23 protein-coding genes are annotated in these 25,556 nt (G+C 65.4%); 12 read left to right on the forward strand and 11 right to left on the reverse strand.

Translation table 11 applies throughout. The features are described 5' to 3' along the window. Window positions 1-25: 25 nt before the first annotated feature. The 4 genes from J2R76_RS38625 to J2R76_RS38640 all read right to left on the reverse strand — a co-directional run bounded on the left by J2R76_RS38625 (window position 26) and on the right by J2R76_RS38640 (window position 4,377). Complete coding sequence (locus tag J2R76_RS38625) at window positions 26-1,600, reverse strand: FecR domain-containing protein (protein WP_253625819.1); 1,575 nt, start codon at window positions 1,598-1,600, stop codon at window positions 26-28. A 154-nt stretch (window positions 1,601-1,754) separates the two neighbouring features. Further along, the gene (locus tag J2R76_RS38630; protein ID WP_063790043.1) at window positions 1,755-2,081 is read right to left on the reverse strand and encodes a hypothetical protein; all 327 of its coding nucleotides are present in this window, start codon (window positions 2,079-2,081) and stop codon (window positions 1,755-1,757) included. A gap of 141 nt (window positions 2,082-2,222) precedes the next feature. Then, window positions 2,223-2,837 (reverse strand): inner membrane-spanning protein YciB, encoded by a 615-nt coding sequence (locus J2R76_RS38635; protein WP_253625820.1) that lies wholly within the window; start codon window positions 2,835-2,837, stop codon window positions 2,223-2,225. Between the two features lie 736 nt (window positions 2,838-3,573). Continuing rightward, window positions 3,574-4,377, reverse strand: coding sequence for a hypothetical protein (locus J2R76_RS38640; protein ID WP_253625821.1), 804 nt, complete (start codon window positions 4,375-4,377; stop codon window positions 3,574-3,576). A gap of 59 nt (window positions 4,378-4,436) precedes the next feature. Here J2R76_RS38640 and J2R76_RS38645 point away from each other — a divergent pair, with 59 nt between their 5' ends. The 4 genes from J2R76_RS38645 to J2R76_RS38660 all read left to right on the forward strand — a co-directional run bounded on the left by J2R76_RS38645 (window position 4,437) and on the right by J2R76_RS38660 (window position 7,540). Further along, complete coding sequence (locus J2R76_RS38645) at window positions 4,437-4,925, forward strand: autotransporter outer membrane beta-barrel domain-containing protein (protein WP_309143562.1); 489 nt, start codon at window positions 4,437-4,439, stop codon at window positions 4,923-4,925. 124 nt (window positions 4,926-5,049) lie between these two features. Further along, window positions 5,050-6,285: an extensin family protein gene (locus J2R76_RS38650; protein WP_168857524.1), complete on the forward strand. Its 1,236-nt coding sequence runs from the start codon at window positions 5,050-5,052 to the stop codon at window positions 6,283-6,285. Between the two features lie 113 nt (window positions 6,286-6,398). After that, a complete protein-coding gene (locus J2R76_RS38655) occupies window positions 6,399-6,782 on the forward strand; it encodes a response regulator (protein ID WP_050425581.1) in 384 nt (127 codons plus the stop codon). A 59-nt stretch (window positions 6,783-6,841) separates the two neighbouring features. Further along, window positions 6,842-7,540 carry an ABC transporter permease gene (locus tag J2R76_RS38660; RefSeq protein WP_016845814.1) on the forward strand — a complete coding sequence of 233 codons (699 nt, stop codon included), beginning with the start codon at window positions 6,842-6,844 and terminating at the stop codon, window positions 7,538-7,540. Here J2R76_RS38660 and J2R76_RS38665 read toward each other — a convergent pair. Continuing rightward, on the reverse strand, window positions 7,514-8,332 hold the full coding sequence (locus tag J2R76_RS38665) for a substrate-binding domain-containing protein (RefSeq protein WP_253625822.1): 819 nt from the start codon (window positions 8,330-8,332) through the stop codon (window positions 7,514-7,516). The two genes, J2R76_RS38660 and J2R76_RS38665, sit on opposite strands and share 27 nt — an antisense overlap. 140 nt (window positions 8,333-8,472) lie before the next feature. On the opposite strand from J2R76_RS38665, the gene J2R76_RS38670 reads away from it, so the two are divergent. Next, window positions 8,473-9,177, forward strand: a complete 705-nt coding sequence (locus tag J2R76_RS38670; protein WP_028332574.1) for an SDR family oxidoreductase — start codon at window positions 8,473-8,475, stop codon at window positions 9,175-9,177. Between the two features lie 413 nt (window positions 9,178-9,590). Further along, window positions 9,591-12,263: an alpha/beta hydrolase fold domain-containing protein gene (locus tag J2R76_RS38675; protein WP_253625823.1), complete on the forward strand. Its 2,673-nt coding sequence runs from the start codon at window positions 9,591-9,593 to the stop codon at window positions 12,261-12,263. Between the two features lie 182 nt (window positions 12,264-12,445). Here J2R76_RS38675 and J2R76_RS38680 read toward each other — a convergent pair whose 3' ends face one another. Further along, window positions 12,446-13,288 carry a GNAT family N-acetyltransferase gene (locus J2R76_RS38680; RefSeq protein ID WP_253589621.1) on the reverse strand — a complete coding sequence of 281 codons (843 nt, stop codon included), beginning with the start codon at window positions 13,286-13,288 and terminating at the stop codon, window positions 12,446-12,448. A 266-nt stretch (window positions 13,289-13,554) separates the two neighbouring features. After that, window positions 13,555-14,196, reverse strand: coding sequence for a TetR/AcrR family transcriptional regulator (locus tag J2R76_RS38685; RefSeq protein WP_253625824.1), 642 nt, complete (start codon window positions 14,194-14,196; stop codon window positions 13,555-13,557). Between the two features lie 188 nt (window positions 14,197-14,384). On the opposite strand from J2R76_RS38685, the gene J2R76_RS38690 reads away from it, so the two are divergent. The 3 genes from J2R76_RS38690 to J2R76_RS38700 all read left to right on the forward strand — a co-directional run bounded on the left by J2R76_RS38690 (window position 14,385) and on the right by J2R76_RS38700 (window position 19,590). Next, window positions 14,385-15,671 (forward strand): HlyD family secretion protein, encoded by a 1,287-nt coding sequence (locus tag J2R76_RS38690; RefSeq protein ID WP_253625825.1) that lies wholly within the window; start codon window positions 14,385-14,387, stop codon window positions 15,669-15,671. 47 nt (window positions 15,672-15,718) lie between these two features. Next, window positions 15,719-17,308, forward strand: a complete 1,590-nt coding sequence (locus tag J2R76_RS38695) for a DHA2 family efflux MFS transporter permease subunit (protein ID WP_076824108.1) — start codon at window positions 15,719-15,721, stop codon at window positions 17,306-17,308. A 482-nt stretch (window positions 17,309-17,790) separates the two neighbouring features. Next, window positions 17,791-19,590: an ABC transporter ATP-binding protein gene (locus J2R76_RS38700; RefSeq protein ID WP_168859078.1), complete on the forward strand. Its 1,800-nt coding sequence runs from the start codon at window positions 17,791-17,793 to the stop codon at window positions 19,588-19,590. Between the two features lie 62 nt (window positions 19,591-19,652). Here J2R76_RS38700 and J2R76_RS38705 read toward each other — a convergent pair whose 3' ends face one another. After that, window positions 19,653-20,396, reverse strand: coding sequence for a sulfite exporter TauE/SafE family protein (locus J2R76_RS38705; protein WP_253625826.1), 744 nt, complete (start codon window positions 20,394-20,396; stop codon window positions 19,653-19,655). Between the two features lie 206 nt (window positions 20,397-20,602). Here J2R76_RS38705 and J2R76_RS38710 point away from each other — a divergent pair, with 206 nt between their 5' ends. After that, complete coding sequence (locus J2R76_RS38710; RefSeq protein ID WP_057014981.1) at window positions 20,603-21,331, forward strand: alpha/beta fold hydrolase; 729 nt, start codon at window positions 20,603-20,605, stop codon at window positions 21,329-21,331. Here J2R76_RS38710 and J2R76_RS41175 read toward each other — a convergent pair. From J2R76_RS41175 to J2R76_RS38720, 3 genes are all read right to left on the reverse strand, one after another. Continuing rightward, window positions 21,312-21,533 carry a DUF2721 domain-containing protein gene (locus J2R76_RS41175; protein WP_141341411.1) on the reverse strand — a complete coding sequence of 74 codons (222 nt, stop codon included), beginning with the start codon at window positions 21,531-21,533 and terminating at the stop codon, window positions 21,312-21,314. The two genes, J2R76_RS38710 and J2R76_RS41175, sit on opposite strands and share 20 nt — an antisense overlap. A gap of 323 nt (window positions 21,534-21,856) precedes the next feature. Beyond that, a complete protein-coding gene (locus tag J2R76_RS38715) occupies window positions 21,857-22,384 on the reverse strand; it encodes a hypothetical protein (protein WP_253625827.1) in 528 nt (175 codons plus the stop codon). 184 nt (window positions 22,385-22,568) lie between these two features. Then, window positions 22,569-22,748 carry a hypothetical protein gene (locus tag J2R76_RS38720; RefSeq protein WP_057014983.1) on the reverse strand — a complete coding sequence of 60 codons (180 nt, stop codon included), beginning with the start codon at window positions 22,746-22,748 and terminating at the stop codon, window positions 22,569-22,571. A gap of 233 nt (window positions 22,749-22,981) precedes the next feature. Between J2R76_RS38720 and J2R76_RS38725 the strand changes: the two genes are divergently transcribed. Beyond that, window positions 22,982-24,001, forward strand: coding sequence for a patatin-like phospholipase family protein (locus J2R76_RS38725; protein ID WP_057014984.1), 1,020 nt, complete (start codon window positions 22,982-22,984; stop codon window positions 23,999-24,001). A gap of 4 nt (window positions 24,002-24,005) precedes the next feature. Further along, the gene (locus tag J2R76_RS38730) at window positions 24,006-25,457 is read left to right on the forward strand and encodes a GntP family permease (protein ID WP_253625828.1); all 1,452 of its coding nucleotides are present in this window, start codon (window positions 24,006-24,008) and stop codon (window positions 25,455-25,457) included. The last annotated feature ends 99 nt before the right edge of the window (window positions 25,458-25,556 follow it).

The following is a 25,556-nucleotide window of genomic DNA, read 5'->3' on the forward strand; positions in this document are numbered from 1 at the left end:
TTGATCGACATTGCTGTGATCTCAGTTACTGGCGCTTGTCCCTGGGTGGAGGCTTCGCGCCGCGCGGCGGAGGCGGCGCGCGCCGTTGCTGGAAGCCTGGCCGCGCCTGCACCGCGGGCCGTTGTATGCCCGGTGCGGCTTGCTGGATGCCGGGTCGGATCTGGCCGGGCGCCTGCGGCACGGGCTGCGCGGTGCCTTGTCGCGGCGCGCCCGATTGACCCGGCTGGGCCGCTGGTGGTCCTGGCTGGCGCACGCCGCCCGGCGCCTGGGTGCGGCCGGGCTGCAGACCGCCTTGACGTGCCGGCGATTGTTGTCCGCCGGGTTGCGTCGTGCCGCCTTGGCGCGCGGGCTCTTGCGTGGGGGCTTGGCGCGTTGGCTGTTGTCCCGCCGGCTGTTGTCCGGCTGGCGTCTGGACGCCGGGCGCGTGCGGCAGCGTCGCGCCGCCGGGTTGGCCGGGCAGCGCATGCTGTGCGCCGCCTTGCTGCTGCGTGCCGGGCCGCTGCTGCGAACCTCGCCGGCCAGGCGTGCCCGGTTGCTGGCCGGGACGGTTCGGCTGACCGGGCTGCTGCATCTGGCCCGGACGGTTTTGCTGACCCGGCTGCTGCGGCGTGTTGCGCTTCTGGCCCGGCAGGCCGTTCTGGCGCTGCGGGTTCGGCTGCACGGGCTGGCCGCGGTTCGGATAGGGCGCGGCCGGATTGGCCCTGCGGAAATCGGGATTGGCGCGGCGGAAGTCGCGCTGCTCGGTCACGACCTGGCGGCCCAGCGTCTGCGCGCTATGGACCTGGCGCACAAAGCCCTGGTCGCGCGTGATCTGTTGCGGCGAGATCGTCAGCGGCACCGCGGCGAAGCGGGCACCGCCGGTGCCCGGACGAATCGCAAAGCCGCTGGCGCCGCGCGTCAGCACGCCGAGCGAGGCACCGCTGCGGTCGTTGACCTCGATGCGGCCGACATGTCCGTCGGCGTCGGGATAGAGCTTGATGCCGACATTCCTGCTGGTCGCGGTGGCGCCTTCGGGCACCTCGACGAGGCCGGTGGTGCCGCGGATGCCGAGCGTCGCGGTCGGGGTCGAGATCTTCATGTCGCCGGTCTTGGCGACCGCGGCGGCAACGAAGGCCGCCGTTCCCTTGGTGACGTTGAACAGCGCACTGTTCTGCTGGCCGCCGTCCTCATAGACATAATTGTCGATCGTAATCCTGGCATTGGCGCGCAGGTTGAAGGTGGTGCCGTCGTTGAAGGTGATGCCGAGCGAGGAGGTCGCTGATGTCGCGACCTCGTCATTGGCAAAGATGTCGTCGCGGATCTGCAGCGGCGTCGCGGTGCTGTTGCGCGTGACGGTCGCGGTTCCTGTCAGTGTCGCCACGTTGCCGATCGGCTCGGGCGCTGCGGGCTGCGCGCTCGCGGCCGGCGCCGGCGTTGCAGGCGCGGGTGTTGCGGGAGCGGGCGTAGGCGGCGTCGCACTCGGCGCCGGGGCGGGCGCCTGTGCAGGTTGCGCCTGTGCAAGCCGCGTCAAGTCCGGCGCGGCATTGGCCGCTGATTGCCAACCGATCGTGACGCCGGCGCCAAGCAGAAGCGCAAAGAGAAGGCTGCGGCGCATCGCCATCGATTCCCGGGGGAGGCAGTGGGGACGGCAATTGAGCCGCGTCAGGCTGAATGCCGGATGAACGGTCGTGCCTTGTTGTCATGGCGGACCGAAACGATCAAGCACCGCGCTCCGTTGCCGGAAGCGCGGTGCCTGGTCGCTGTTGGGGTTTTGCTTAGCCGCGCTTGTGAGGAGTGATATTGAGCGGTTTCGCCGGCTTGGCCGCGGGCGCATAATTCGCGGGTTGCGCAGCCGCCGGCGGCACGTAGTGGAACACCGCCTTGCAGCCGTCGCTGAGCAGCGCGCGCTGACGGATCATGCAGGCGGTGACGCGATCGACGTCGGGGATTTCCGAGCTGCACAGCCGCATGGCGTCGCTGGTGCACATCTGTTGCTGCTCGTCGGTGTAGGCATAGGACGCCGAGGTCAGCAGACCGAGCGTGAACGCGGTTGCCGCCAGCAGTTTGCCGTGACGAAGCGCGGAAGCGGTGAAAGCCATCATGTCCCCCTTGTGATCGCGCCGAAGCAGCGCGTTGTCGAACCGATCACTAGGCAGGCTTGGTTTCAGCAATTCTTCGTTGTCACGGCAAAATGGTTTCGTCGCGCGGGCCGTTTGTTTCGTCGACCACACCCCGGTCGGGGGCTACGGCGCAGCTGGCGCCGGTGCCCCTTCGAGCGCGAGCACGGCCTCGCGCTGCGTCTCAGGCATGGCGCGGATACGGCGCCTCGCGGTGAGGCGGAGCGCGGCAAAGCCGCCGAGGAACACCACGATCTTGCTCAAGATGCCGAAGATCGGCATCACGACGGCCCATGTCGTGATCTCGCAGGTCAGCGCGACGATGGCGTTCACCGCGGCGGAGATGAACATCAGGGCGGCCCAGGCATAGCCGACCTTGACGGCGACATCGGGCACGACCTTCTGTGCGATCTCGGGCAGGTAGCGGTTGAGCCAGCCGGGCTTCAGCATCACGACGCCGACGATGGCGTAGATCACGCTCGGCTTGAACAGCACGAAGCGCGGGTCGTGGGTCAGCAGCGTGGCGGAGCCGGCGGCGACGACCAGGAACAGGCTCAGCCATTCCATGGTGTCGATCCGTTTGCCGCGCACCATCTGGACGCCGATCTGCACGACGCCGAATGCGATGCCGAGGCTGACCGCGAGCGCGGTGTTGTGCGTCAGCAGGAACAGAACAAGAAAGACAAGCGCCGAGGCGAGATCGAGGGCCAACAGCCTGGCCGCGGTGAGGAAATGCTTCATTGGTCGCCGGTCGCCCGCAGGTTCAATTCATTTTCGACAATGCGGCTCTTATAGCGGGTCCGGCGACGCACATGAAGCGACCGCCGGGCAGATATAAGCCGTTACCTGAAGGGCGACCGCAAGACTCGCCCCGCCGTTGCACGGCGCAGCGCTGCACGCGCATCGCATTCGAGCCCCTCATCGCGATCATCGAGCTGTAGTTGTGGCGGAGTGAACGCAAAACAGCAAAGCGCCGGCGGGGGCGGCCGCCGGGCGCTGAACTCATGCCTGTCGAATGTCCTAGAACACGCCGAGAATAATGGCGCCGACGAAGGCTAACGCGATGTACGCGGCCACAATGCTCAGCTTGCTCAGCAGAGGACTCGCGAAATCCATTGGGGAAACTCCCTCGGTTCACACAACGCTGCCCGCATTAACGTCAAAGCTAGCAAGGGGTTCCAGGCCGAAAAAGGCAGTCTTGTTGTCAGGCTCGCTATTCGCGGCAATGCCGCATTGCGATGCGCGGCTCAAATAGCCGCCGAATCAAGGCGTTGACGCGTCGCAAATATATTCGGCGGCGGCGCCGGTTCCAGGCGCCGATAGCAGTACCCGCTTGGATGTCCGTCGGTTGCTCTCGCCCCTGTGTCGTTGCGCCGCAAGGCAGCATCGTCATTTGTTGTGCGCCTGTCACAAACCATACCCAGATTGCCGCCCGCAATGACCGGGGCTCTACCCCGGTAATAAGTACTTGGGGGCATTACGTGAAATCTGAGTTTCTGAGCCGCGCAAGCCGGCTTGCGCTGGCTATTTCTGCGACTTCGTTGGGGTTCTCCTGTCCGGCACTGGCCGCAAGCTTCAGCACTCCTCCCAACAGCACGACGGCGCAGACCGTCTCCAACAATGATACCGGCTCGGTCGCCGCCGGCAGCAGCCTGTCGGTGACGGGCACCTGGATCACCGGCCTGTCGTCGCCCGGCGTCGTCATCACCAACAACGGCACCATCTCGGCGACCTCGCGCGGCATCGACACCTCGAGCAGCGCCATCAGCGGCAATCTCACGCTGATCAACAATTCCGGCGCGCTCTTCACCGCGTCCAATGATGCATTCCGGATCAATGGCGGCCTGAGCAGCGGGTCGGTCACCGTCGACAATGCGGGCACCATCCAGTCGACGGGCAACGGCCGCGTCTTCGACTTCGTCAACGCGACGTCGAACACCACCGTGTTCTCGATCACCAACCAGAGCGGCGGCGGCATCAAGTCATCAGGCAGCGACGTGATGCGGATCGGCGGCGGAACCACCACGATCACCAATTCCGGCATGATCGACGCGACCAATACGGCAGGTTCTCGCGCGATCCGCGCCACCACCAATCTCAACAACGTGATCTCGCTGTCAATCGTCAACAATGCGGGCGCGACGATCCAGTCGGCGGACGACGCCATCCAGATCAACGGCGCGTCGGGCAGCAACAGCACGACCGCGGCCAGGTTCTCGGTCGACAATGCCGGCATCATCAAATCGGCGACCGGGCAGGCGATCGACTTCGACAATCTCATCTCGACCGCCGCGAGCGTTCACATCACAAACCGCGCGACCGGCCTGATCACTGCGGCCAATGCGGACGCGATCCGTCCCGGCGAAAACTTCACGATCGACAACGCCGTGGTCGCTGGCGCTGACGCCCTATGCCGCCGGACAGTTCACGACCTACGATCTGCCGTCCTATGCCGAGCAGGTGCTGTCGGGATCGAGCGCGTTCGCGGTGGCGTATGGCGCCAAGACCGTCACCGCCACGCGCAGCGAACTCGGCGTCCGCAGCGATCGCTCGATCGCGTTGCAGGATGGCATTCTCAGCCTGCGCGGCCGGCTCGCCTGGGCGCACGACTACAACACCGATCGCAGCGTTGCCGCGACATTCCAGACGCTGCCGGGCGCGTCCTTCGTGGTCAACGGTGCGGCGCCGGCGAGCGATGCGGTGCTCACCACCGCGAGCGCGGCGATGAACTGGACCAGCGGCTGGTCGGCGGCGCTCACCTTCGAAGGCGAGTTCTCCGACGTCACGTCGTCCTATGGCGGCAAGGGTGTCGTTCGCTACACGTGGTGATGACATCATCTCGGCAGGGCGCGTGTTGCCCTGCCGGGTTCCGCTGCATGGTTAAGGACAGCTGAAAACAACGCATCGAAATGCGTTGAAGAGTCTTTAATCAAATTCGCAGAACCTCCGCGCCATGACGCGTGGAGTTCGTTTGTATCTCGTCGGCTCCCTTGTCCTTGTGTCGCTTGCTGGTTGCGGTCGCGGTCTGTTTCAGACCGCCGAGCGCGAACCGTGGCGGGCCGAGGCCGAGGCCGCATGCCTGAAGTCGGGCGCGGTCAAGGAGAGCGCCGACCTCGTCCGCATCGATCCGATCTCCGGTCCCGGCGTCTGCGGCGCCGAGTTCCCGCTCAAGGTCGCCGCGCTCGGTGAAGCCAGTTCGGCTTACGGATTTGCCGACGACAGCCTGCGCCCGCCGGCATCAGTCGGCAACCAGCCGCGCTGGCCGATCAACCGCCAGCCGCCTCCGCCGCCCGCGCAGGCGCCGTATTCCAATCAGGCCGTCGGCCAGCCGAGCTATGGCAACGAGCCGGGCTATGGCAGCCGTCAGAATGGGCCGGTCTCGCTGTCGGCGCCCGGTGTTCCGCCGCAGCAGGACGAGATCGATTTGCCGCCGGAAGGCTCGCCCGACGCCAGGGGCGAGCGACCTTATTATCCCGGCCTGCCATCCAATCCGCAGCGCGACAGCGCGGCCGCGCCCTATTCACCGGCACCGTATTCCCAGCAGCCGCCCGGCGCGCCACCGCCGCCGCGGCTCGGTCCCTCGAGCGGCAATCCGGTGGTGACGGTCGGCCCGGTCGCAGTGAAGCCGGCGGCAACGCTGGCGTGCCCGATCGTCTCGGTGCTCGAGCGCTGGCTCGCCGATTCCGTACAGCCGGCGGCGCAGCGCTGGTTCGGCGCGCGCGTCGTCGAGATCAAGCAGATCTCGGCCTATTCCTGCCGCGGCATGAACGGCAATTCGCACGCGCATATTTCCGAGCACGCCTTCGGCAATGCGCTCGACATCGCAGCCTTCACGCTGGCTGACGGTCGCCGCATCACCGTGAAGGATGGCTGGAGGGGCCTGCCGGAGGAGCAGGGCTTTCTGCGCGATGTCCAGGCCGCCGCCTGCCAGCAATTCACCACGGTGCTGGCGCCGGGGTCCAACGTCTATCACTACGACCACATCCATGTGGATCTGATGCGCCGGGCCAGCCGGCGTCTGATCTGCCAGCCCGCCGCCGTCTCGGGCGAGGAGGTCGCGGCGCGTGCCGGCGGCCGTAACCCCTATGCAACGCGCGAACCTTATGTCACAGGATCGCTCGGCGGCAGAAAGCCGGCCCCGCGGGGTAAGGCGGGGGTCAACGAAGAAGACGAATTCGCCGACGAATAGGGACGCGTCTGATACCCGTATTTTTACTGGGTGACACCGTGCAAACGGTAGCCACTTTTATGCTGCATATGCTTCGGAGCCGGGCGCACCCGGCTGATTTCTGGGGGATAGCTTTGCAAGACGCGCCGATCATTCTCGTCATCGAAGACGATCGTGATCTTCAGATGATGGTAGAGGACGCCCTGAGGGACGGCGGCTATGAGCCGGCGATCGCGGGCTCGGGCGAGGAAGCGTTGACGCTGCTGAAGGCGTTCCGCACCAAATACTCAGCACTGGTCACCGACATCCGCCTGCTCGGACGGCTCGACGGCTGGCGCGTGGCGCGCGGCGCCCGCGAGATCGACCCGTCATTCCCGGTGCTCTACATCACCGGCGGCGGCGGCGACGAGTGGCCGACCCGGGGCGTGCCGGACAGCGTGCTGCTGAACAAGCCGTTCTCGCCTGACGAACTGGTCGCGGCCGTGGCCAAGCTGCTCAAGAACGGCGCGCCGGCCTGAGCGACTGATCGTTCCTGCGATTTGACGATGCGCACGTTGTGCGGGCAAAACGTGCCGGCATGAATGATTTCGCACAGTCGATCACGGCGGCGGCATCGCTGATAGCCGGTCGCGATCCGGTCCTGCTTGGGATCGTCGCATTGTCGTTGCGCGTCAGCCTGCTGGCGAGCCTGCTCGCGCTTCTGATCGGCGCGCCGATCGGCGGCTGGCTTGCGATATCGAGGTTTCGCGGACGGCAGGTGGTGATCGTGCTCGCCAATGCCTGTCTCGGCCTGCCGCCGGTCGTGGTCGGCCTCGGGCTTTATCTGCTGCTGTCGCGATCCGGACCGCTGGGCTTCGCCGGGCTGCTGTTCACGCCGACGGCGATGGTGGTGGCGCAGGTCATCCTGGCGACGCCGATCGTGGTTGCGCTGGTGCATCGTCCGGTCGCGCTGCTGTGGGCGGAATATGCCGATTTGATCCGCACCGACGGCCTGTCCCGCCTGCGCAGCCTTGCGCTGGTGTTCTCGCTCGGCCGCGCCTCGCTGCTCACCGCGTTCCTCGCCGCCTTCGGCCGCGCCATCGCGGAGGTCGGCGCCATCATCATCGTGGGCGGCAATATCAGCGGCTATACGCGAACGATGACGACCGCGATTGCGCTCGAGACCAGCAAGGGCGAGCTGGCGCTCGGTCTCGGGCTCGGCGTCATCCTGCTTGCGCTGAGCGTCAGCGTCAGCACGATCGCGTTTCTGCTAGTGCGCGGCGTTGGGGAAAAATAGCTGCTCGCCACCGACCTTGTAGCCGGCGATGGCTGACTGCCCGGCCTGCGAGACCAGCCAGTCGATGAAGGCCTCGCCGTCCGCGGCCTTCACCGTCGGATGTTTCGCCGGATTGACCAGCATCACGCCGTACTGGTTGAACAGCCGCCGGTCGCCTTCGGTCAGCACGGCGAGCTCGCCGCGGTTCTTGAACGACAGCCAGGTGCCGCGGTCGGACAGCACATAGGCATTCGACGCGGATGCCATGTTGAGCGCCGGACCCATGCCCTGGCCGATCTCGCGATACCACTGGCCCTTCGCTGAGCCGAGATCGACGCCGGCCGCCTTCCAGAGCCGCAGCTCGGCCTCGTGCGTGCCGGAGTGGTCGCCGCGCGAGATGAAGGCCGAACTGGTCGCAGCGATCTTGCGCAGGGCATCCGCGACATCCTTGTCGCCGGCGATATGCGCCGGATCGGCCTTCGGGCCGACGATGACGAAATCGTTGTACATCACGTCATATCGCCTGGTCGCAAAGCCCTCGGCCAGGAATTTCTCTTCGGCCACGCGATCATGCACGAACACGACATCGGCATCGCCGCGCCGTCCGATGTCGAGCGCCTGTCCGGTGCCGACCGCGACCACCTTCACGGCAATGCCCGAGGTCTCCGAGAACCGCGGCAGCAGATAGCCGAACAGGCCGGACTGTTCGGTCGATGTCGTCGAGGCGACGGTGATGGACCGGGTCTGCGCGAGTGCGGGACCGGCGAACAGCAGCGCGGCGGCGATGACAAGGTGTCGAAGGAGGGATGTCATGTGAATACTGCGTACCGGAGAACGATGTCGGTCACCATGCCGCATTTCGTCCGGTGACGCAAAGCAGGCGCGATGTCGCGCGCTGCGATCGGCAGTGCTAGGGTCGCCCCGAACGAAGCAACAAGAAGGGATATCAGGTCATGGCTTTGGAGAAGGTCGCGCTCGTAACCGCGGGCGGCAGCGGCATGGGAGCGGCGGCGGCGCGGCGCCTCGCGGCCGATGGTTTCCGCGTTGCGATCCTGTCGTCGTCGGGCAAGGGCGAGGCGCTGGCGAAGGAGCTCGGCGGCCTCGGCTTCACCGGCTCGAACCGTTCCAACGATGATCTGAAGCGCGCCGTCGACGGCGTGATGGCGCGCTGGGGCCGCATCGATGCGCTGGTCAACAGCGCTGGCCATGGCCCGCGCGCGGGTGTGCTCGAACTGACCGACGAGCAGTGGCACACCGGTCTCGACGTCTATTTGATGAACGTGATCCGCCCGACGCGTCTCGTCGCGCCTCACATGCAGGCGCAGAAGTCGGGCGCGATCGTCAACATCTCCACCGCCTGGGCGTTCGAGCCGAGCGCGATGTTTCCGACCTCGGCGGTGTTCCGCGCCGGGCTCGCCGCGTTCACCAAACTGTTCACCGACAGCTACGCCGCCAGCAATGTGCGCATGAACAACGTGCTGCCAGGCTGGATCGACAGCCTGCCGGCAACCGACGAGCGCCGCGACAGCGTGCCGATGAAGCGCTACGGCAAGGCGGAGGAGATCGCCGCAACCATCAGCTTCCTCGTCTCCGACGGCGCGGGCTACATCACCGGCCAGAACATCCGCGTCGACGGCGGATTGATGCGGTCGATTTGAGGCAACTGCTAAACCCGTCATCCCCAGGGCCTGACTCATAGACAGACTCTGAGGAGCAAGTGAGCTTGTGATTCACAAGCGGCACCAAATATTCGGTGTCGTCCCGGCGAAAGCCGGGACCCATAACCACCGATGGTCATCGTTGCGCGTCGATGGAACGACGAGTCCCGTCCACAACATCCGCCGCGGAGTATGGGTCCCGGCTTTCGCCGGGACGACATCAAAGTGTGCGGCGCCGTTCGTACCCGTTGCGTCGCCACAACTTACGTCACCAGTTGCGTCTACGCGCTGCGCGGCGCGCTCCAGGCCGCGGGCGTCACAATTGCGGCGACCTCTGATTGCGTTTGTCGTGATGACAAACTGAAGGCGCAGGGCTAGCCTTCCGTCAAATCAAAACATACCGGAGGAATGGCATGCCAGACGCAGCAGTTGCAGCACGCGCTTCAGACTCCACGCAGAGCGGAACCACGCAGCAGGTCGACGTTGCGGTGGTCGGCGCCGGCTTCGCCGGACTTTACCTGCTGCATCGGTTGCGCAAGGCGGGCTTCTCGGCGATCGCGCTCGAGGAGGGCGCCGACGTCGGCGGCACCTGGTACTGGAATCGTTATCCCGGCGCGCGCTGCGACATCCAGACCATCGACTACAGCTACACCTTCGATCCCGAGCTCGATCAGGCCTGGACCTGGTCGGAGAAATACGCGACCCAGCCGGAAATCCTGCGCTATCTCGGCTTCGTCGCCGACCGCTACGATCTGCGTCGCGACATCAGGTTCGGCACCAAGGTCACGCAGGCGACCTGGAATGATGCGACCTCGCGCTGGCAGATCTCGACCAACAACGGCGCCGACGTCTCGTGCCGCTACTACATCATGGCGACCGGCTGCCTGTCGTCGCCGAAGCCCCCGGAGATCGACGGCGTCAAGGACTTCAAGGGCGAGATCTATTTCACCGGCCGCTGGCCGCATCAGGGCGTCGATCTCAAGGGCAAGCGCGTCGCCGTGATCGGCACCGGATCGTCGGGCATTCAGTCCATACCGATCATCGCCGAGCAGGCCGCGCAGCTCACCGTGTTCCAGCGCACCCCGAACTTCGCGCTGCCCGCGGGCAACGGCCCAGCGCCCGAGGATCGCAAGACCTATTTCGAGAGCGACCGTGCTGCCTATCGCGACCAGGCGCGCTGGTCGATGGCCGGCGTGCCCTATCCGCAGCAGACCGTGGTGAGCTGGCAATTGAGCGACGCCGAGCGCCGCGAGCGGTTCGAGAAGGCGTGGGCGGCGGGCGACCTCGTCCACATCCTGACCCAGCTCTGGGCCGACCAGGCGGTCGATGTCGACGGCAACAGACTGGTCGCCGACCTGATCCGCGAGAAGATCGGCGCTGTGGTCAAGGATCCGGAGACGGCGGCGGCGCTGGCCCCGCACGATCATCCGTTCGGCGCCAAGCGTCCCTGCCTCGATACCAACTACTACGCGACCTACAACCGTCCCAACGTGACGCTGGTGAATCTGCGGCAGGAGCCGATCAAGGGGATTACCGCCAGCGGCATCATCACCAACGGACGCAAGTTCGACGTCGACGTCATCGTGTTCGCCACCGGCTTCGACGCGATGACCGGGGCGATCATGGCGGTGCATCCGATCTCCGGCCGCGGCGGCAAGTCGCTGTCGGATGTCTGGGCGCACGGACCGCAGACCTATCTCGGCGTCACCGTCGCGGGCTTTCCCAATCTGTTCATGATCACCGGTCCCGGCAGCCCGTCGGTGCTGTCGAACATGGCTGTCTCGATCGAGCAGCACGTCGATTGGGTGGTGGAGCGGATCGCCGCGCTGCGCGACGCCGGCTTCACCACGATGGAAGCGACCGAGACCGCGCAGGCCGGCTGGGAACGGCACATGGCCGATTGCGCGACGCTGACGCTGCACCGGCTCGCCAACACCTGGTACACGGGCGCCAACGTGCCCGGCAAGCCGCAAGGCGTGATGCCTTATACGGGCGGCGTCGGTCCGTATCGCAGCATCTGCAACGAGGTGGTCGGCCGCGGCATGCTCGGCTTCAAGCTCTCGGGTCCCGGCGTTGCCGAGCAATGCAATGACGGCGAGATCGTGCGCCTGCAGCCGGATGTGCGGCTGGTGCTGAACCTGCTCGGCGAAATGAACCTGCCGCCGCTCGAGACGATGGGGGCCCAGGGCGCGCGCGACTTCCTCGCCGAATTCAACAAGGGGCGTCCCTTTGGCCGCCCGGTCGGCGAGGTCGGCAGCGGCATGCTGCAGGGCGCGGACGGTCCGCTGCCGTACAAGCTGTACCGGCCGGCGACGCCGGGGCCGCATCCGATCGTGGTGTATTTCCACGGCGGCGGCTGGGTGCTCGGCGACGAGATGTCGGACGATCCGTTCTGCCGCGACCTGTGCCGGCGCACCGGCATGATCATCGTCAGTGTCGGCTATCGCCATGCGCCCGAGCATCGCTTCCCGGCCGCGGCCGAGGACGGTTTTGCGGCGACGCGCTGGATCGCGGCCCATAGCGCCGAGCTCGGCGGCAGGGCAGGGCCGCTGCTGGTCGCGGGCTGGAGCGCCGGCGGCAACATCGCGGCCGTCACGTGCCAGCTCGCGCGCGATCGCGGCGGGCCCGAGATCGCGGGCCAGCTCCTGATCTGTCCGGTCACCGATTCCACATTCGACCGGCCGTCCTATGTCGACAACGCGACCGGCTATTTCCTGACCCGCGGGCTGATGTACTGGTTCTGGGACCTGTACTGCTCGCCGGCCGACCGCACCGACCCGCGCGTCGCGCCGCTGCGCGGCAAGCTCGAAGGCCTGCCGCCGACGTTCATCGCGACCAGCGAGTTCGATCCATTGCGCGACGAGGGCATCGCCTATGGCGACGCGCTCGCCAAGGCCGGCGTCAAGGTCGAGCAGCTCAAGGCGCAGGGCCACTTCCACTCGTCGTTCGTGATGGTCGACGTCATCATCACCGGCGTTGCCGGCCGCGTGAAGATGGCGAAGGCGCTGCGGCGCTTCGCCGGCCTGCCCGAGGAGGTCGAGCAGGACAACGTCGCTACGCCGGAGGTCAACGCGGCGGCGAACTAGCTCGGGTTTGAATTGCAGCCGCGCTCCCTCTCCCGCTTGCGGGCACTTGCGGGGGAGGCGCGTTGCGAAAATATCGAAAACAACCCCATGCAAAGGAGCCGGCGGTGGCAGGCGTTCGACCTAGCCACTTGACACGTCGGGCAACTCACGGATATATTTCTAATATTCAGAAATCTCTCGCTCTAACCGAGCTCGAACGTCGTGACGCCGAACACGCGATCGATCCGGAGTGGCGGGATCGCGCCGGTATACATCCGCGCGGTCTCGAACACCGGTGACAGCCCGAGGCCTTGCGCCAGCGCGACGGCGTCGCGGTTGACCGCGGGGACATCGAGGAAGACCTCGCCGCTGCCCGCGCTCGCGAGCAATGCCGCGACAACGGCCTCGGCGCCGGCACGGTCATCGGCAACCAGCGGACCGATCTTGCGGCCGGTCCGGCACGGGCGGATCACGCCCCAGCCGGCCAGCCTGCCGTCGCGCATCAGCGCGCGCCCGACATGTCCTGACGTGTTGATCCAGGCGCGCAGGAATGCCGGCCGCGGTGCGGGAAACACAGTGGCGTCATCGGCTTCGATCAGCGCCATCGGCAGATCGGTCAGCGCGACGGTGCCGTCGCTCGGCGCGGATGGTGCAGCGACAGTGCCGCCGTAGCGCACATTGGCGTAGGCGAGCGCGAAGCCGGACTTCTGGTAGTTCGCCTGCTGCGCCACCACGCCATCGAGCCCGATCACGCGCGGGCGCGCATGCGCGATGGCCGCATTCCAGATCTTCAGGCCATGGCCGCGGCCGCGCAGATCCGGACGCACGATGTAGAAGCCGAGGAAGGCAAATTGCGCGCCGTAATTGACGCAGGAGATCACCGCGGCCGGCTCGCCATCGAGCTCGCCGATGAAGAAGCCCTGCGGGTCCTCGGCGGCAAAGCAGGGCGCATCTGCGAGACCAGGATTCCATCCCTCCGCCGCGGCCCAGTCCACCGCGAGCGCGATCTCGTCCGGCTGCATCTGTCGGATGGTGAGGTCGTTCATGGTCGATCGCCTCGTCGTGCTGGAGTTATTGATCGTGCACATCGACGGCTGGAGAACAATACCCCCGTGACGATCTAAAGAATCTACGTCCGTCATGTTGATGAGGCTGCCAACGGGTCCGCGCAAAGCGCGGCCCGATGATAAACTCCGCAGCCGTCTCAAGCACGACGGCCACCAGCCGGGCCGCGCATGCTTCGAGGCTCGCTACGCGAGCACCTCAGCATGACGGGACGAAGAGCGCGCTGGTCCGCGATAAGACGTCGATCTCACCCGGGCTTCGGCCGGTACGCCGCGAAGAACACGCGCGTCGCGCTGTCGACGACGGTTGCGATCCGCTCCGGCGAGGGCGACGGCCTGGCCTGGAAGATGAACGCCTGGAACAGCGTCGCCTGGCACATCTGCATGAATTGCCAGGCCGCGAGCTGGTAGTCGTCGATCACGAGCTCGCCGAGCGCGGCGCGCGCCTCGAGATAGGCGGCGAAGCGGTCGACGGTGTGGGCGATGACGTGGGTGTAGAACCGGCTGCCGAGCTCGGGCATCCGCTCGGCGATCGCCATCACGGTGCGGATCGCCGAGCCGCCGCCGGGCCGGCACAACACCGCGACATAGGCGCGGCCGAATTCGGGGAGGGTGGTGTCGACGTCGCGCGCCGGATCGAAATTGAAGGCGACCTTGCCCTGCTCGAGCTTTTCCTCCTCGACGATCGCCGCGAACAGCCCGGCCTTGTCGGGGAAATAGACGTAGAGCGTGCCCTTGGAGACGCCGGCAGCGCGCGCGATCTCGCCCATGCTCGCGCCGTCAAAGCCGAGCTCCAGGAATATCTTACGGGCGCCGTCCAGGATCTGGCGGCGTTTCGACGATTCCTCCTCGCCGACGGACTGGAGGGAGGTTCGGGGCGCTGCAACCATTGATTTAGCTTCTCGGGCGAGAACTCAACCCAAAGTAGGAAAGGGAAGAATCGAAGCTTTATAATCTAGCGGGCGGGAATGTATATTGACCGAACCGTTCGGTCAATGGTATCTTGGGAGTGACGATGCGCCGCACGGCCCTTATTCCGCCATCGCGCGCGTCAAGATTTTTGTGGGGAGCCTCGGCCATGGCCGTAGCACGGGATCAGGCTGCACGCATTGTTCGTTCCGAGCCTGAGATGGCCGAGGACGCGATCGCGCGCGATGCATCCGCCGATCTCGGCGAGCAGGGCCGGGCTGACGAAGCCAAGCGTCCCGCGGAGGCGCCGCCCGCGTCTGCGCCCGAGCAGCCGGCGGCTTCGTCCACTGCGGCGCCGGCGCCGAAATCCGGCAGGCGCAAATTCGTGATGATGGGCGTGGTCGGCCTGCTCGCGCTCGCTGCCGCGGGCTATGCCGCCTATTACCTGATGGTCGGGCGCTTCTACGTCTCGACCGACGATGCCTATGTCCGCGCCAACAACTCCATGCTCGGCGCGCGCGTCGCGGGCCATATCGCTGCGATCCTGCCCGGCGACAACGCGCTGGTGCGCGCAGGCGACGTGATCTTCCGGATCGATGATGGCGACTACCGTATCGCGGCCGACGCCGCGCGCACCAGGATCGCGACCCAGCAGGCGACGATCGAGCGCATCGGCCGCCAGGTTGCGGCGGCGGCGAGCTCGGTCGAGCAGGCGCAGGCCCAGCTGGTGTCCGCTCAGGCCGGCCTGAAGCGCGCCGATCTCGATTTCGATCGGCAGCAGGCGCTCAGCACCAAAGGTTTTGCCTCGCGTGCCACCTTCGAAGTCTCGGAGGCCGGCCGTGATCAGGGCGCGGCCAGCGTGCGGTCCGCGCAGGCGGCCTATGATGCGGCCAAGGACAATGTCGAGGTGACCAAGGCGCAGCAGGCCGAGGCCCGCGCCCAGCTCGCCGAATTGCAGACCCAGCTCGCCAAGGCCGAGCGCGATCTCGAATTCACCAATGTCCGTGCGCCGGTCGACGGCACCTTCTCCAACCGCCTGGTCAACACCGGCGACTATATCAATGTGGGCCAGCGGCTCGGCAACGTGGTGCCGCTCGACGGCGTCTACATCGACGCCAACTATAAAGAGACCCAGCTCAAGCGCATCCGCACCGGGCAGCGGGTGACGATCAAGGTCGACGCCTACGGCTTCCGCAAGTTCACCGGCCTCGTCGACAGCATTTCGCCGGCGGCGGGCTCGGTGTTCACGCTGCTGCCGCCCGACAACGCCACCGGCAACTTCACCAAGATCGTGCAGCGCCTGCCGGTCCGCATCCGCGTGCCTGCCAGCGTCGCCAAGCAGGGCCTCTTGCGCGCCGGCATGTCGGTCTACACCACCGTCGACACCCGCGAAGGCGCGGCCGATGCCGACGCCGAAACCGATCTCGACGCGCCGATGATGATCCATCCGCAGTGATGTCTTGAAGCTTCGGACAGAGTCCGAGGCTCGGAGCCGATGAGCCCATGGCTGATACGACCACTGCTTCGCCCTCGATGATGACCGGCGCCCCGGAGTCCGAGCGCATCCAGCCGAAGCGGCTGGTTGCCTTCATCATCATGGTGTTCGGCATGTTCATGTCGATCCTGGACATCCAGATCGTCTCGGCCTCGCTGTCCGAGATCCAGGCCGGCCTGTCGGCATCCTCGACCGAAGTGTCGTGGGTGCAGACCGCCTATCTGATCGCCGAAGTGATCGCGATTCCGTTGTCCGGATTCCTGTCGCGCGCGCTTGGCACGCGGCTGTTGTTCGCGATCTCCGCGTTCGGCTTCACCGCCTCGAGCCTGCTGTGCGGCTTCGCCTCCTCGATCGAGCAGATGATCCTGTGGCGCGCGCTGCAGGGTTTTCTCGGCGCCGGCATGATCCCGACGGTGTTCGCCTCGGCCTACACGATCTTCCCGCGCACCAAATTCCACATCGTGGCGCCGATCATCGGCCTCGTCGCGACGCTGGCGCCGACCGTTGGACCGACCGTCGGCGGTTACATCACCGACCTGATGTCGTGGCACTGGCTGTTCTTCATCAACATCGTGCCCGGCGTCATCATCACGGCGGGCGTGCTGGCGCTGGTCGATTTCGACCAGCCGAACTTCGCGCTGCTCGAGCGCTTCGACTGGTGGGGCCTGATCTTCATGGGCGGCTTCCTCGGCTCGCTTGAATATGTGCTGGAGGAGGGGCCGCAATATGAGTGGCTGCAGGACACCTCGGTCGCGGTCTGCGCCGCGATTGGCTTCGTCTCGGCGGTCGCGTTCTTCTGGCGCGTCTTGACCGCGGAGGAGCCGATCGTCGATCTCTACGCCTTCAGTAACCGCAACTTCGCGGTCGGCTGCGTGCTGCAGTTCTGCATCGGCATCGGGCTCTATGGCCTGACTTATGTCTATCCGCGCTATCTCGCGGAGGTTCGCGGCTACAGCGCGCTGATGATCGGCGAGACCATGTTCGTCTCCGGCGTCACCATGTTCTTGATGGCGCCGGTGGTCGGGCGGCTGATGCAGAAGGTCGATTTGCGCTACATCATCGCCTTCGGCCTCGTCACCTTCGCGCTCGGCTCCTGGCAGATGACCTGGATCACCCGCGACTATGATTTCTACGAGCTGCTGCTGCCGCAGATCCTGCGCGGCATCGGCATGATGTGCGCCATGGTGCCGACCAACAACATCGCGCTCGCGACGTTGCCGCAGGATCGCGTCAAGAACGCCTCCGGCCTGTTCAACCTGATGCGCAACCTCGGCGGCGCGGTAGGTCTCGCCGTCATCAACGAGGTGCTCAACGACCGCACCGATCTGCACATCTCGCGGCTGCATGACCGCGTGACCTGGGGCAACACCACCGCGGTCGAGACCCTCAACATGTTCACCCAGCGCATGCAGGGCATGGGCGATTCCGCCGTCATGGCGATGAAGCAGCTCTCGCAGATCGTGCACCGTCAGGCAGCAGTGATGGGCTATGGCGATGCCTTCTTCATGCTGTCGTTGTTCTATGTCGCGCTCAGCCTTCTGGTGCTGTTCGTCAACAAGCCGCCGTCGATGACCGCGAGCGGCGGCGACGCGCATTAGGTGTCATCGGTTTTCGTAGCCCGGGACCGATCTCGGCAGTTCATCACTGAACGTGACGCGGCCCCGGATATCGCTTCGCTCATCCGGGCTACGAAAGTGTGCCGTTGTCGCCGGGCTGAGTGCATCGCATCGGCGCGCGGGCTGCGCCCGGTCGCGTGAATAGCTGATATCGCCGACACATTGACGCACTCACGCCGATGTTACCTTGCCAATCGCGCGTGATGCATTTATAAGCAGCGCTTCCTTACTCGAACCGGGGAGATGCGCATGAAGTCGTTTATTTCGCAGATCGCGCGCCCGCGTTCGACGGTGCTGGACGCGTTTAGGCGTTAGCTCCCGGCGCTGACCGGGCCTGATCCCCGATCAGCAAAACTTCCCAACACGCTATCGACAATTTCCAGCGGCGCTCGCGGTCGGATTCTGCCCGCACGTCGCCTCAGATGGAGCCGGCACGCGCTGCAAAAGCGTGGCCGGAATGTGCCATGACCTCTCTGACGACCAAGCGGCCGGCCGCAATCCGGATCGTGCTTCCCTTTGTCTTCCGCCATTGGCTGGAACAGCCGCTGCGTGCCTCCGCGGTGACGGCCGGATTCCTCGGCGCAACCGCGGCCGACCTGTTCATGCCGGTGTTTTCCGGCCATCTGGTCGACGCGCTGACCGCGGGCGCCACCAATGCGGCCGCGCGCCATGCGGCGATGCTGGCGTTCGGCGCCATCGTCGGCCTCGGCGCGCTGTCGCTGGTGCTGCGGCTGGTCGGCATCCAGACCATCGTGCCGTTCACGCTGAAGACGATGTCCGATGTCGGGCAGCAGGCCTTCATGCGGGTGCAGCGCTTCTCGACCGACTGGCACGCCAATTCGTTCGCCGGCTCCACCGTGCGCAAGATCACGCGCGGCATGTGGGCGCTCGATTTGCTGAACGACACCATCCTGATGGCGCTGCTGCCGTCGGTCGTGGTGCTGGTCGGTTCGATGATCCTGCTCGGCGTGCATTGGCCGCAGCTCGGCGCGGTGATCGCGGTCGGCTCGGTGATCTATGTCGCGATGACCATGGTGTTCCAGGTGCGCTACGTCGCGCCTGCCGCGCGCGTTTCCAATGCGTGGGACACCAAGGTCGGCGGCACGCTGGCCGACGCCCTGACCTGCAACGCGGTGGTGAAGTCGTTCGGCGCGGAGACGCGCGAGGACGTGCGGCTCGACGGCGTCATCAGCCGCTGGCGCCGACGGGTGCGGCGGACCTGGTTCCGCTACAATCACACCTCGACGGCGCAGCTCGTGGTGCTGCTGTGCTTCCGCGCCTCGGTGATCGGCGGTGCGATCCTGCTGTGGGCGCAGGGCCGCGCCACGCCGGGCGACGTCACCTATGTGCTGACCAGCTACTACATCATCCACGCCTATCTGCGCGATGTCGGCATGCACATCAACAACCTGCAGCGTTCGGTGAACGACATGGAGGAACTGGTGCAGATCCATGGCGAGCCGCTCGGCATCGTCGATGCGGACGATGCTGGGACGATCGACATCCAGGGCGGCCGCATCGTGTTCGACGACGTCACGTTCCACTATGGCGGCCACCGCCGGCCGCTCTATGACGGGCTGTCGGTCGACATCGACGCCGGCGAGCGGGTCGGCCTGGTCGGGCGCTCCGGCTCCGGCAAGACGACCTTCGTCAAGCTGGTGCAGCGGCTCTACGACGTCTCCGCTGGCCGGATCCTGATCGACGGTCAGGACATCGCCAGGGCGACGCAGCAATCGCTGCGCAGCCAGATCGCGATCGTGCAGCAGGAGCCGATCCTGTTCCACCGCACGCTGGCGGAGAACATCGCCTATGGCCGGCCGGGCGCCGGCATGGAGGCGATCGAGCAGGCGGCGCGGCTTGCCAATGCGCACGACTTCATCATGCGGCTGCCGAAGGGTTACGGCACGCTGGTGGGCGAGCGCGGCGTCAAGCTGTCGGGCGGCGAGCGGCAGCGCGTGGCGCTGGCGCGCGCCTTCCTGGCCGATGCGCCGATCCTGATCCTGGACGAGGCGACCTCGAGCCTCGATTCGGAATCCGAGGCGCTGATCCAGCAGGCGATGGAACGGTTGATGAAGGGCCGCACCTCGATCGTGATCGCGCACCGGCTGTCGACCGTGCGCAGCATGGATCGCATCCTGGTGTTCGACCGCGGCGAGATCGTCGAGCAGGGCACGCATGAGGTGCTGGCCGCGCGTCAAGGCGGCATCTATCGCGGCCTGTTCGAGCGTCAGGCGACCGAGTTCGGTCAGGCCGCGGCGGAGTGAGATGGCGCATGGCTGGAGCGTCGGTTCTGATTGGATCAGAACCGACGCTCACGCAGCGCCCGCTATTTCGGCGCCAGTCCGTTCCACACCAGCGCGACGCCGGACAGGAACAGCAGCAGCAGCACGACGTCGGAGAAATTGCGGTCGCTGAGCGCGTGATAGAGCCGCGCGCCGAGCCAGGCGCCGAGCAGCGTCCCCGGAAACGCGCACGCCACCAGCCAGGTCAGCTCTGTTTTCACCAGGCCGCTTGCGATCTGCACGCAAAGCGCGGCCGCCAAGATCGTGAAGTTGAAGATTTGGAACACGCCGCGGCGCTGCTGCTTGCCCCAGCCGCGCATGCTGGCCCACAGGATCGGCAGCGGGCCGGACAGTCCGGCGAGGCCGCCGAGGATGCCGCCGGCAAATCCGATCGCGCCATCGGCCCATTTGCCGCCGAAGGCGATCGACATCGGCTTGCGCTGCAGGAACAACGCGGTCGGAAACACCAGCAGGAAGACGCCGATGGTCAGCTTGAAGACCTCGGGGTCGGCCCGCGCGATCAGCAGGATGCCGATCGGCACGCCGGCGAGGCCTGCGATGACGAACGGCCAGACCAGACGGAAATCGATGCTCTTCCAGATCGACGGCAAGGTCGAGAGCTGCGCGATGACCGAGCAGACCAGCACCAGCGGCACCGCGAGTGTCGGCGGCAGCACATAGAGCCAGATGCCGAGCGCCATCAGTGCGGTGCCGAAGCCGGCAAGACCGGAGACGAAACCGCCGGCAAGCGCGCCGAAGAACAGGATCGCATAGCCTGCCGGGGTCATTTTTTCTCCTTCGTCATTCCGGGATGGTCCGAAGGACCAGACCGCAGGTGCGCAATCGCGCACCGGGGAATCTCGAGATTCCGGGTTCGATGCTGGCGCATCGCCCCGGAACGACGGTGGTGTTTGGCGCCACGTTTACACAACGCGTCTCGCAGGTACTATTCAAAATCGCGGCTCATCAACGATAATCGGAACGGAAGCATCCCATGACTTCAGGCTCGCCTGCGAATTCGCAAAAAACCTTTCTGGTCTGTCACGGCGCCTGGTCGGCAGGCTGGGCATGGAAGAAGATGCATCCCCTGATGCAGGCCGCCGGCCATCGGCTGGTCACGCCGAGCTACACCGGGCTTGGCGAGCGCGCGCACCTTGCGCATCAAGGACTCGACCTCGAGGCGCATATCCAGGATGTGCTCAGCGTCATCAGTTACGAGGACCTGCACGACATCGTGCTGATCGGGCACTCCTATGGCGGCATGGTCGCGACCGGCGTCGCCGACCGGGTGCGCGAGCGCATCGCGCAGATGATCTATATCGACGCTTTCGTGCCGCGCGACGGCCAGTCGCTGTTCGATCTCAACGAATCGGCGATCGAGACCATGCGTGAGTTCGCGAGCGACGGCGACGGCTGGCGTATTCCGCCGATGCCGGTGCCGCCGGACACGTCGCCCGCCGACGTCGCATGGCTGAGCGCGCGGCGCGTCGACATGCCGATCAAATGCTTCGAGCAGAAATTGCGGTTGAAGCACGGCGAGACCAGCCTGCCGCGCAGCTACATCTACGCCACCCGCGCCACGCAGGCCGACACGTTCGGCCAGTTCGCCCGGCGCATCAGGAACGAAGCCGGCTGGCGCTATTTCGAGATCGACGCCAGCCACTCGCCGAACGTCACCGCACCGGAGGCGCTGATGGCGATGCTCATGGAGATTGTTTCCTGAGGCGATTTCTAGCGATCCAGATCGTATTCGTGCACGGCAATCCTCGTTCACGGACGAGATCTATCAGCGCTGCGGTGAAAGATCCGAGCGCTACGATAAAAAGTATGGCGACACCATATTCGTGCCGCAGCTGGAAATAGGTACTGACGAATGCCACGATCACCAGCAGGCACGTCGGGATGGCGCTTATTGTGGAGAACATGATAGGCGATTGAGGAACTCGGCGCGGCGCCTCAGCCGGGGCATGTCTCTCTTACGCCCTGTTTTGGCATCATCGCCGTCCGGGACCGCATCAAGAGCTTGTATCCGGTCGGTCACGCGGTTCATGCGGGAGATCAGCGTCCGGATTGGGTTTGAGGTTCTGGCGGGCACTGATTGACTGGCGGTTGCATTGACCAATGCCGCTGAAACGCCGCGCCCTGTCCGCTTCAGCATGCGGCAGGCCGCGCGCAACCGCGACGGCTGGCGTATGCTGCGGGATGCCGATGCCGCGCCGGAATCAATCAGCCGCTTGTTTGCCCGGGATCATGCACCGCGCGCGTCGCGGACGGCTTGAGCGACCTTTGTCGCCTGCGATACGCGTCCGATCTTTGCGCCTGCAATGATCTTTCGTCGGCGTTCGCTTGGCTTCGACGCCATGCCTTCGCCCGCGGTGCCTCCTGCCGGGGGACGCGTCGTGAAGTTCGCGGCCCGGTGCAGCGCGAGGGCCTTTCGCGCTGCTTCGACATGTGCGGTCCGGGCTGCCAGATTGTGCTGACGCCTCAGCTCCGTGTTGACCCGTTTCAGCGCTGCCGCGAAGACCTGTTTTCGCTCTGACGCATGCTTGGCGGTTCCTGGAAAGCTCGTGCCGCGAGCCTCGGCCTTTCCGCGGCTCTCTCGCTGCTTCTGTCGGCCGACCGTTCGCTCCTTGTCGCGCATCTTGCGCAAGCGGGGTCGCATGGCCTCGAGCTCGCTCACCTCAACGCCGTAGATGGCGGGATGATGCGTCAGGCGGATTTCCTCATATTCTTCGTGGCTGAGGATGATGCGTTCGAACTTGCAGGCGACCGACATTCCTATTCCTCCTCTTGATCTTCTTGAATCTCGGGGCAGAAGGACACGTCCAGCTCTGGCGGATCATAGCTGCAATGCCGCCGGATGACCAATCTGCCACTATCCAAACTCGGCCAGCGCTTCGATCGCAGTGATCGATTGTCTTGCTGTGGCGTCAAAGCACAGTGGCTCCTACTTTGGGCTCCTACTTTTCTGCTTCGTCGTCCTTGAGACGAATCCCCTCAGTGCGCAGAGCCGCAAAGAGAGCCGCGATATCTTCGGGCTCCATATTGTTGGGGCACATCCCGTTCAGTTGCTCGGTCGTGATCGTGCCGGTGCTGCTGGCGATGTCTCTTGCCTTCGCCATGATCTTCTGAAGGTCCATCTGCGATCCTCCGCGAGAGGCACACTCTACGCCCGCCACCCCATGCATGTCGCCTTTTAAGAAAGGTGGGCTGTGGCGGCACTGAAGCGATCGGTTCGCTTCGCTTCGCTTCGAGTTGAGATAATATCGTTCGAAGTTCGCCGTCGGAATTGCGCAGCGACCGCAACTTTGTCTCGCATGTTCGGCTAAACTGCGACATAATGAGCGCCTCGCGTGCTGGTGAGCATGGATTCATGAACCGCAGCCCCGTGCTCGTAGACCTGGCGCTTCAAGGTGGGGGATCGCACGGTGCGTTCACGTGGGGTGTCCTGGATCGGCTTCTCGAAGAACCATGGTTTCAGATTGCGGGCATATCCGGGACATCGGCCGGAGCGATGAACGCAGCCGTGCTGGCGGATGGTTGGACCGCGGGCGGCGCTGCCGGCGCGCGCGAAGCGCTTGAAAAATATTGGCGAAGCGTCTCGCGCGCCGCCGCATTCAGTCCGTTGCAACGGTCGCCGCTCGACCGCCTGATGGGACGCTGGTCGCTTGACAGCTCCCCGGCCTATCTCTTTACCGATTTGATGTCGCGGATGCTTTCACCCTACGACCTCAATCCGCTTGGCTTCAATCCGCTACGCGACATATTGAACGACAGCATCGATTTCGAGCGTCTTGCACGCGCGCCGATCAAGCTCTTCATCACCGCCACGCGCGTGCGTACGGGCCGCGGACGGATTTTTCGCAACGCGGAGATTACCGCGGAAGTCCTGCTCGCGTCGGCTTGCCTGCCAACGATGTTTCGCGCGATCGAGATCGATGGCGAGCCCTATTGGGACGGCGGCTACGCGGGCAATCCCACGATTACGCCGCTCGTCCGCGAGACCGACGCGCGCGACACCGTCGTCGTCCAGATCAACCCGACCGAGCGTCCGGAGCAGCCGCGCACGGCCGCTGACATTCTCAACCGGCTTAACGAGATCTCGTTCAACTCGCCGCTGGCAAAGGAGCTGCGCATGATCGCGTTGCTTCGCCAGGTCGCCGATCCCGGTACTGGGGAAGGCGCCCGCTGGGCGCAGATGAAGACGCACCGGATCAAGAGCGACATGCTCGCGACGTTCGGTTCGTCATCCAAGCTTAATGCCGAATGGGCGTTCGTGGCCAAGCTGCACGAGGAGGGGCGGCGAGCCGCCGGCGAATTCCTCGACGCCCATGGCGCCGATCTCGGTGAGCGTTCGACCGCAGATCTCGATATTCTGCTGGCGGAGTGCTGAGACGATGGGTCTTCTCGGCATTCTCGTCGGGCTTGGACTGCTGGTCTGTCTCGCTTTCCGCGGTTGGAGCGTGCTGCTGCTCGCACCGCTCTGTGCGCTGGTGGCCGCAGCTTTCGGTGGCGAGCCGCTGCTTGCCAACTGGACGCAGACCTTCATGGGTAGTGCGTCGGAGTTTCTCGCGCAGTTCTTCCCTATTTTTCTGCTTGGCGCCGTGTTCGGAAAGCTCATGGATGACAGCGGCGCGGTCGCGGCGGTCGCGGGCTTCATCTCCCGGTGCCTGGGCGAACGCCGGATCATCCTTGCGGTCGTGCTCGCAGGCGCACTGGTCACCTACGGCGGCGTCAGCCTGTTCGTCGCCTTCTTTGTTATCGTTCCGATGGCGCAGACGCTGTTTCGCACGGCGGGGATTCCACGTCGTCTGGTACCGGCGGCGGTCATTCTCGGGACTTCGACCTTCACCATGTCGGCGCTGCCGGGCACGCCGTCGATACAGAATGCGATACCGATGCCTTTCTTCGGCACGACCCCCTTTGCCGCACCGGGCCTCGGCGTTGTCGCCTCGATCATCATGCTGAGCGTCGGGCTGTGGTGGCTGCTTCGCGCGGAGAAGGCAGCGCATCGCGCAAAAGAGGGGTATGGCGACGAGCCGCCGGTTCCGGCGGATGCAGCCGACGACGAGCTGTTGCGCGAGCGGGCTACGACGGCGCGAGAATTCGACCCGGCGGAGCTCCGCCACGGATATCACAGCAACGCCGCTGTCCCGATTTTCAACGCCATCCTTCCCCTGATCGTCGTCGTCGCCGTCAATCTAGTGATGTCGCTGGTTGTGCTGCCTCGGCTTGATTTCTCGTTCCTGGCCGAACAGCGGTGGGGAAATACATCGCTGGCTGCCGTGGCCGGTGTCTGGTCGGTTGTCGTGGCGTTGGCGGGAGCGATCGTGACGGTCATCCTCTGCAACTGGACGCGGCTGCCCGCACTGCGACGAACTATGGATGCCGGTGCCAACGCGTCGGTCCTGCCGGCGCTGAGCGTCGCAAGCCTTGTCGGATTCGGCGCCGTTATCGCCTCGCTTCCCGCTTTCGGCGTGGTGCGGGACTGGGTGTTGCGAATTGAAGGCGGTCCATTGGTGTCGCTCGCGGTCGCGACGAACATCCTTGCCGCGCTGACGGGGTCGGCTTCCGGCGGCTTGACGATCGCGCTCGATGCGCTGGGACGGACCTATATGGATCTTGCCGCGGAGGCGGGTATTGACCCCGGCCTGTTGCATCGCGTCGCGGTGATCGGTTCGGGAACGCTGGACATTCTGCCTCACAACGGCGCTGTCGTTAGCCTGCTTGCGATCTGTGGGCTCAAGCATCGCGATAGCTATCTCGACATTGTCATGGTCGGCATTGTGAGTTCTGTCATTGCTCTCGCAGCGGTGATTGCGATCGGCACCGCATTCGGGTCGTTCTGACGCAAGACGATGGGTTGGCTCTACTTCCCGCCGGCGCGCGTAGCTGGAACGACGTTGATCTGAAACTGGCGAGGGGCCCGGCGTGTCGCGCCGAGCCCC

This window comes from Bradyrhizobium sp. USDA 4532 (assembly GCF_024171315.1).
GTDB lineage: Bacteria > Pseudomonadota > Alphaproteobacteria > Rhizobiales > Xanthobacteraceae > Bradyrhizobium > Bradyrhizobium australafricanum.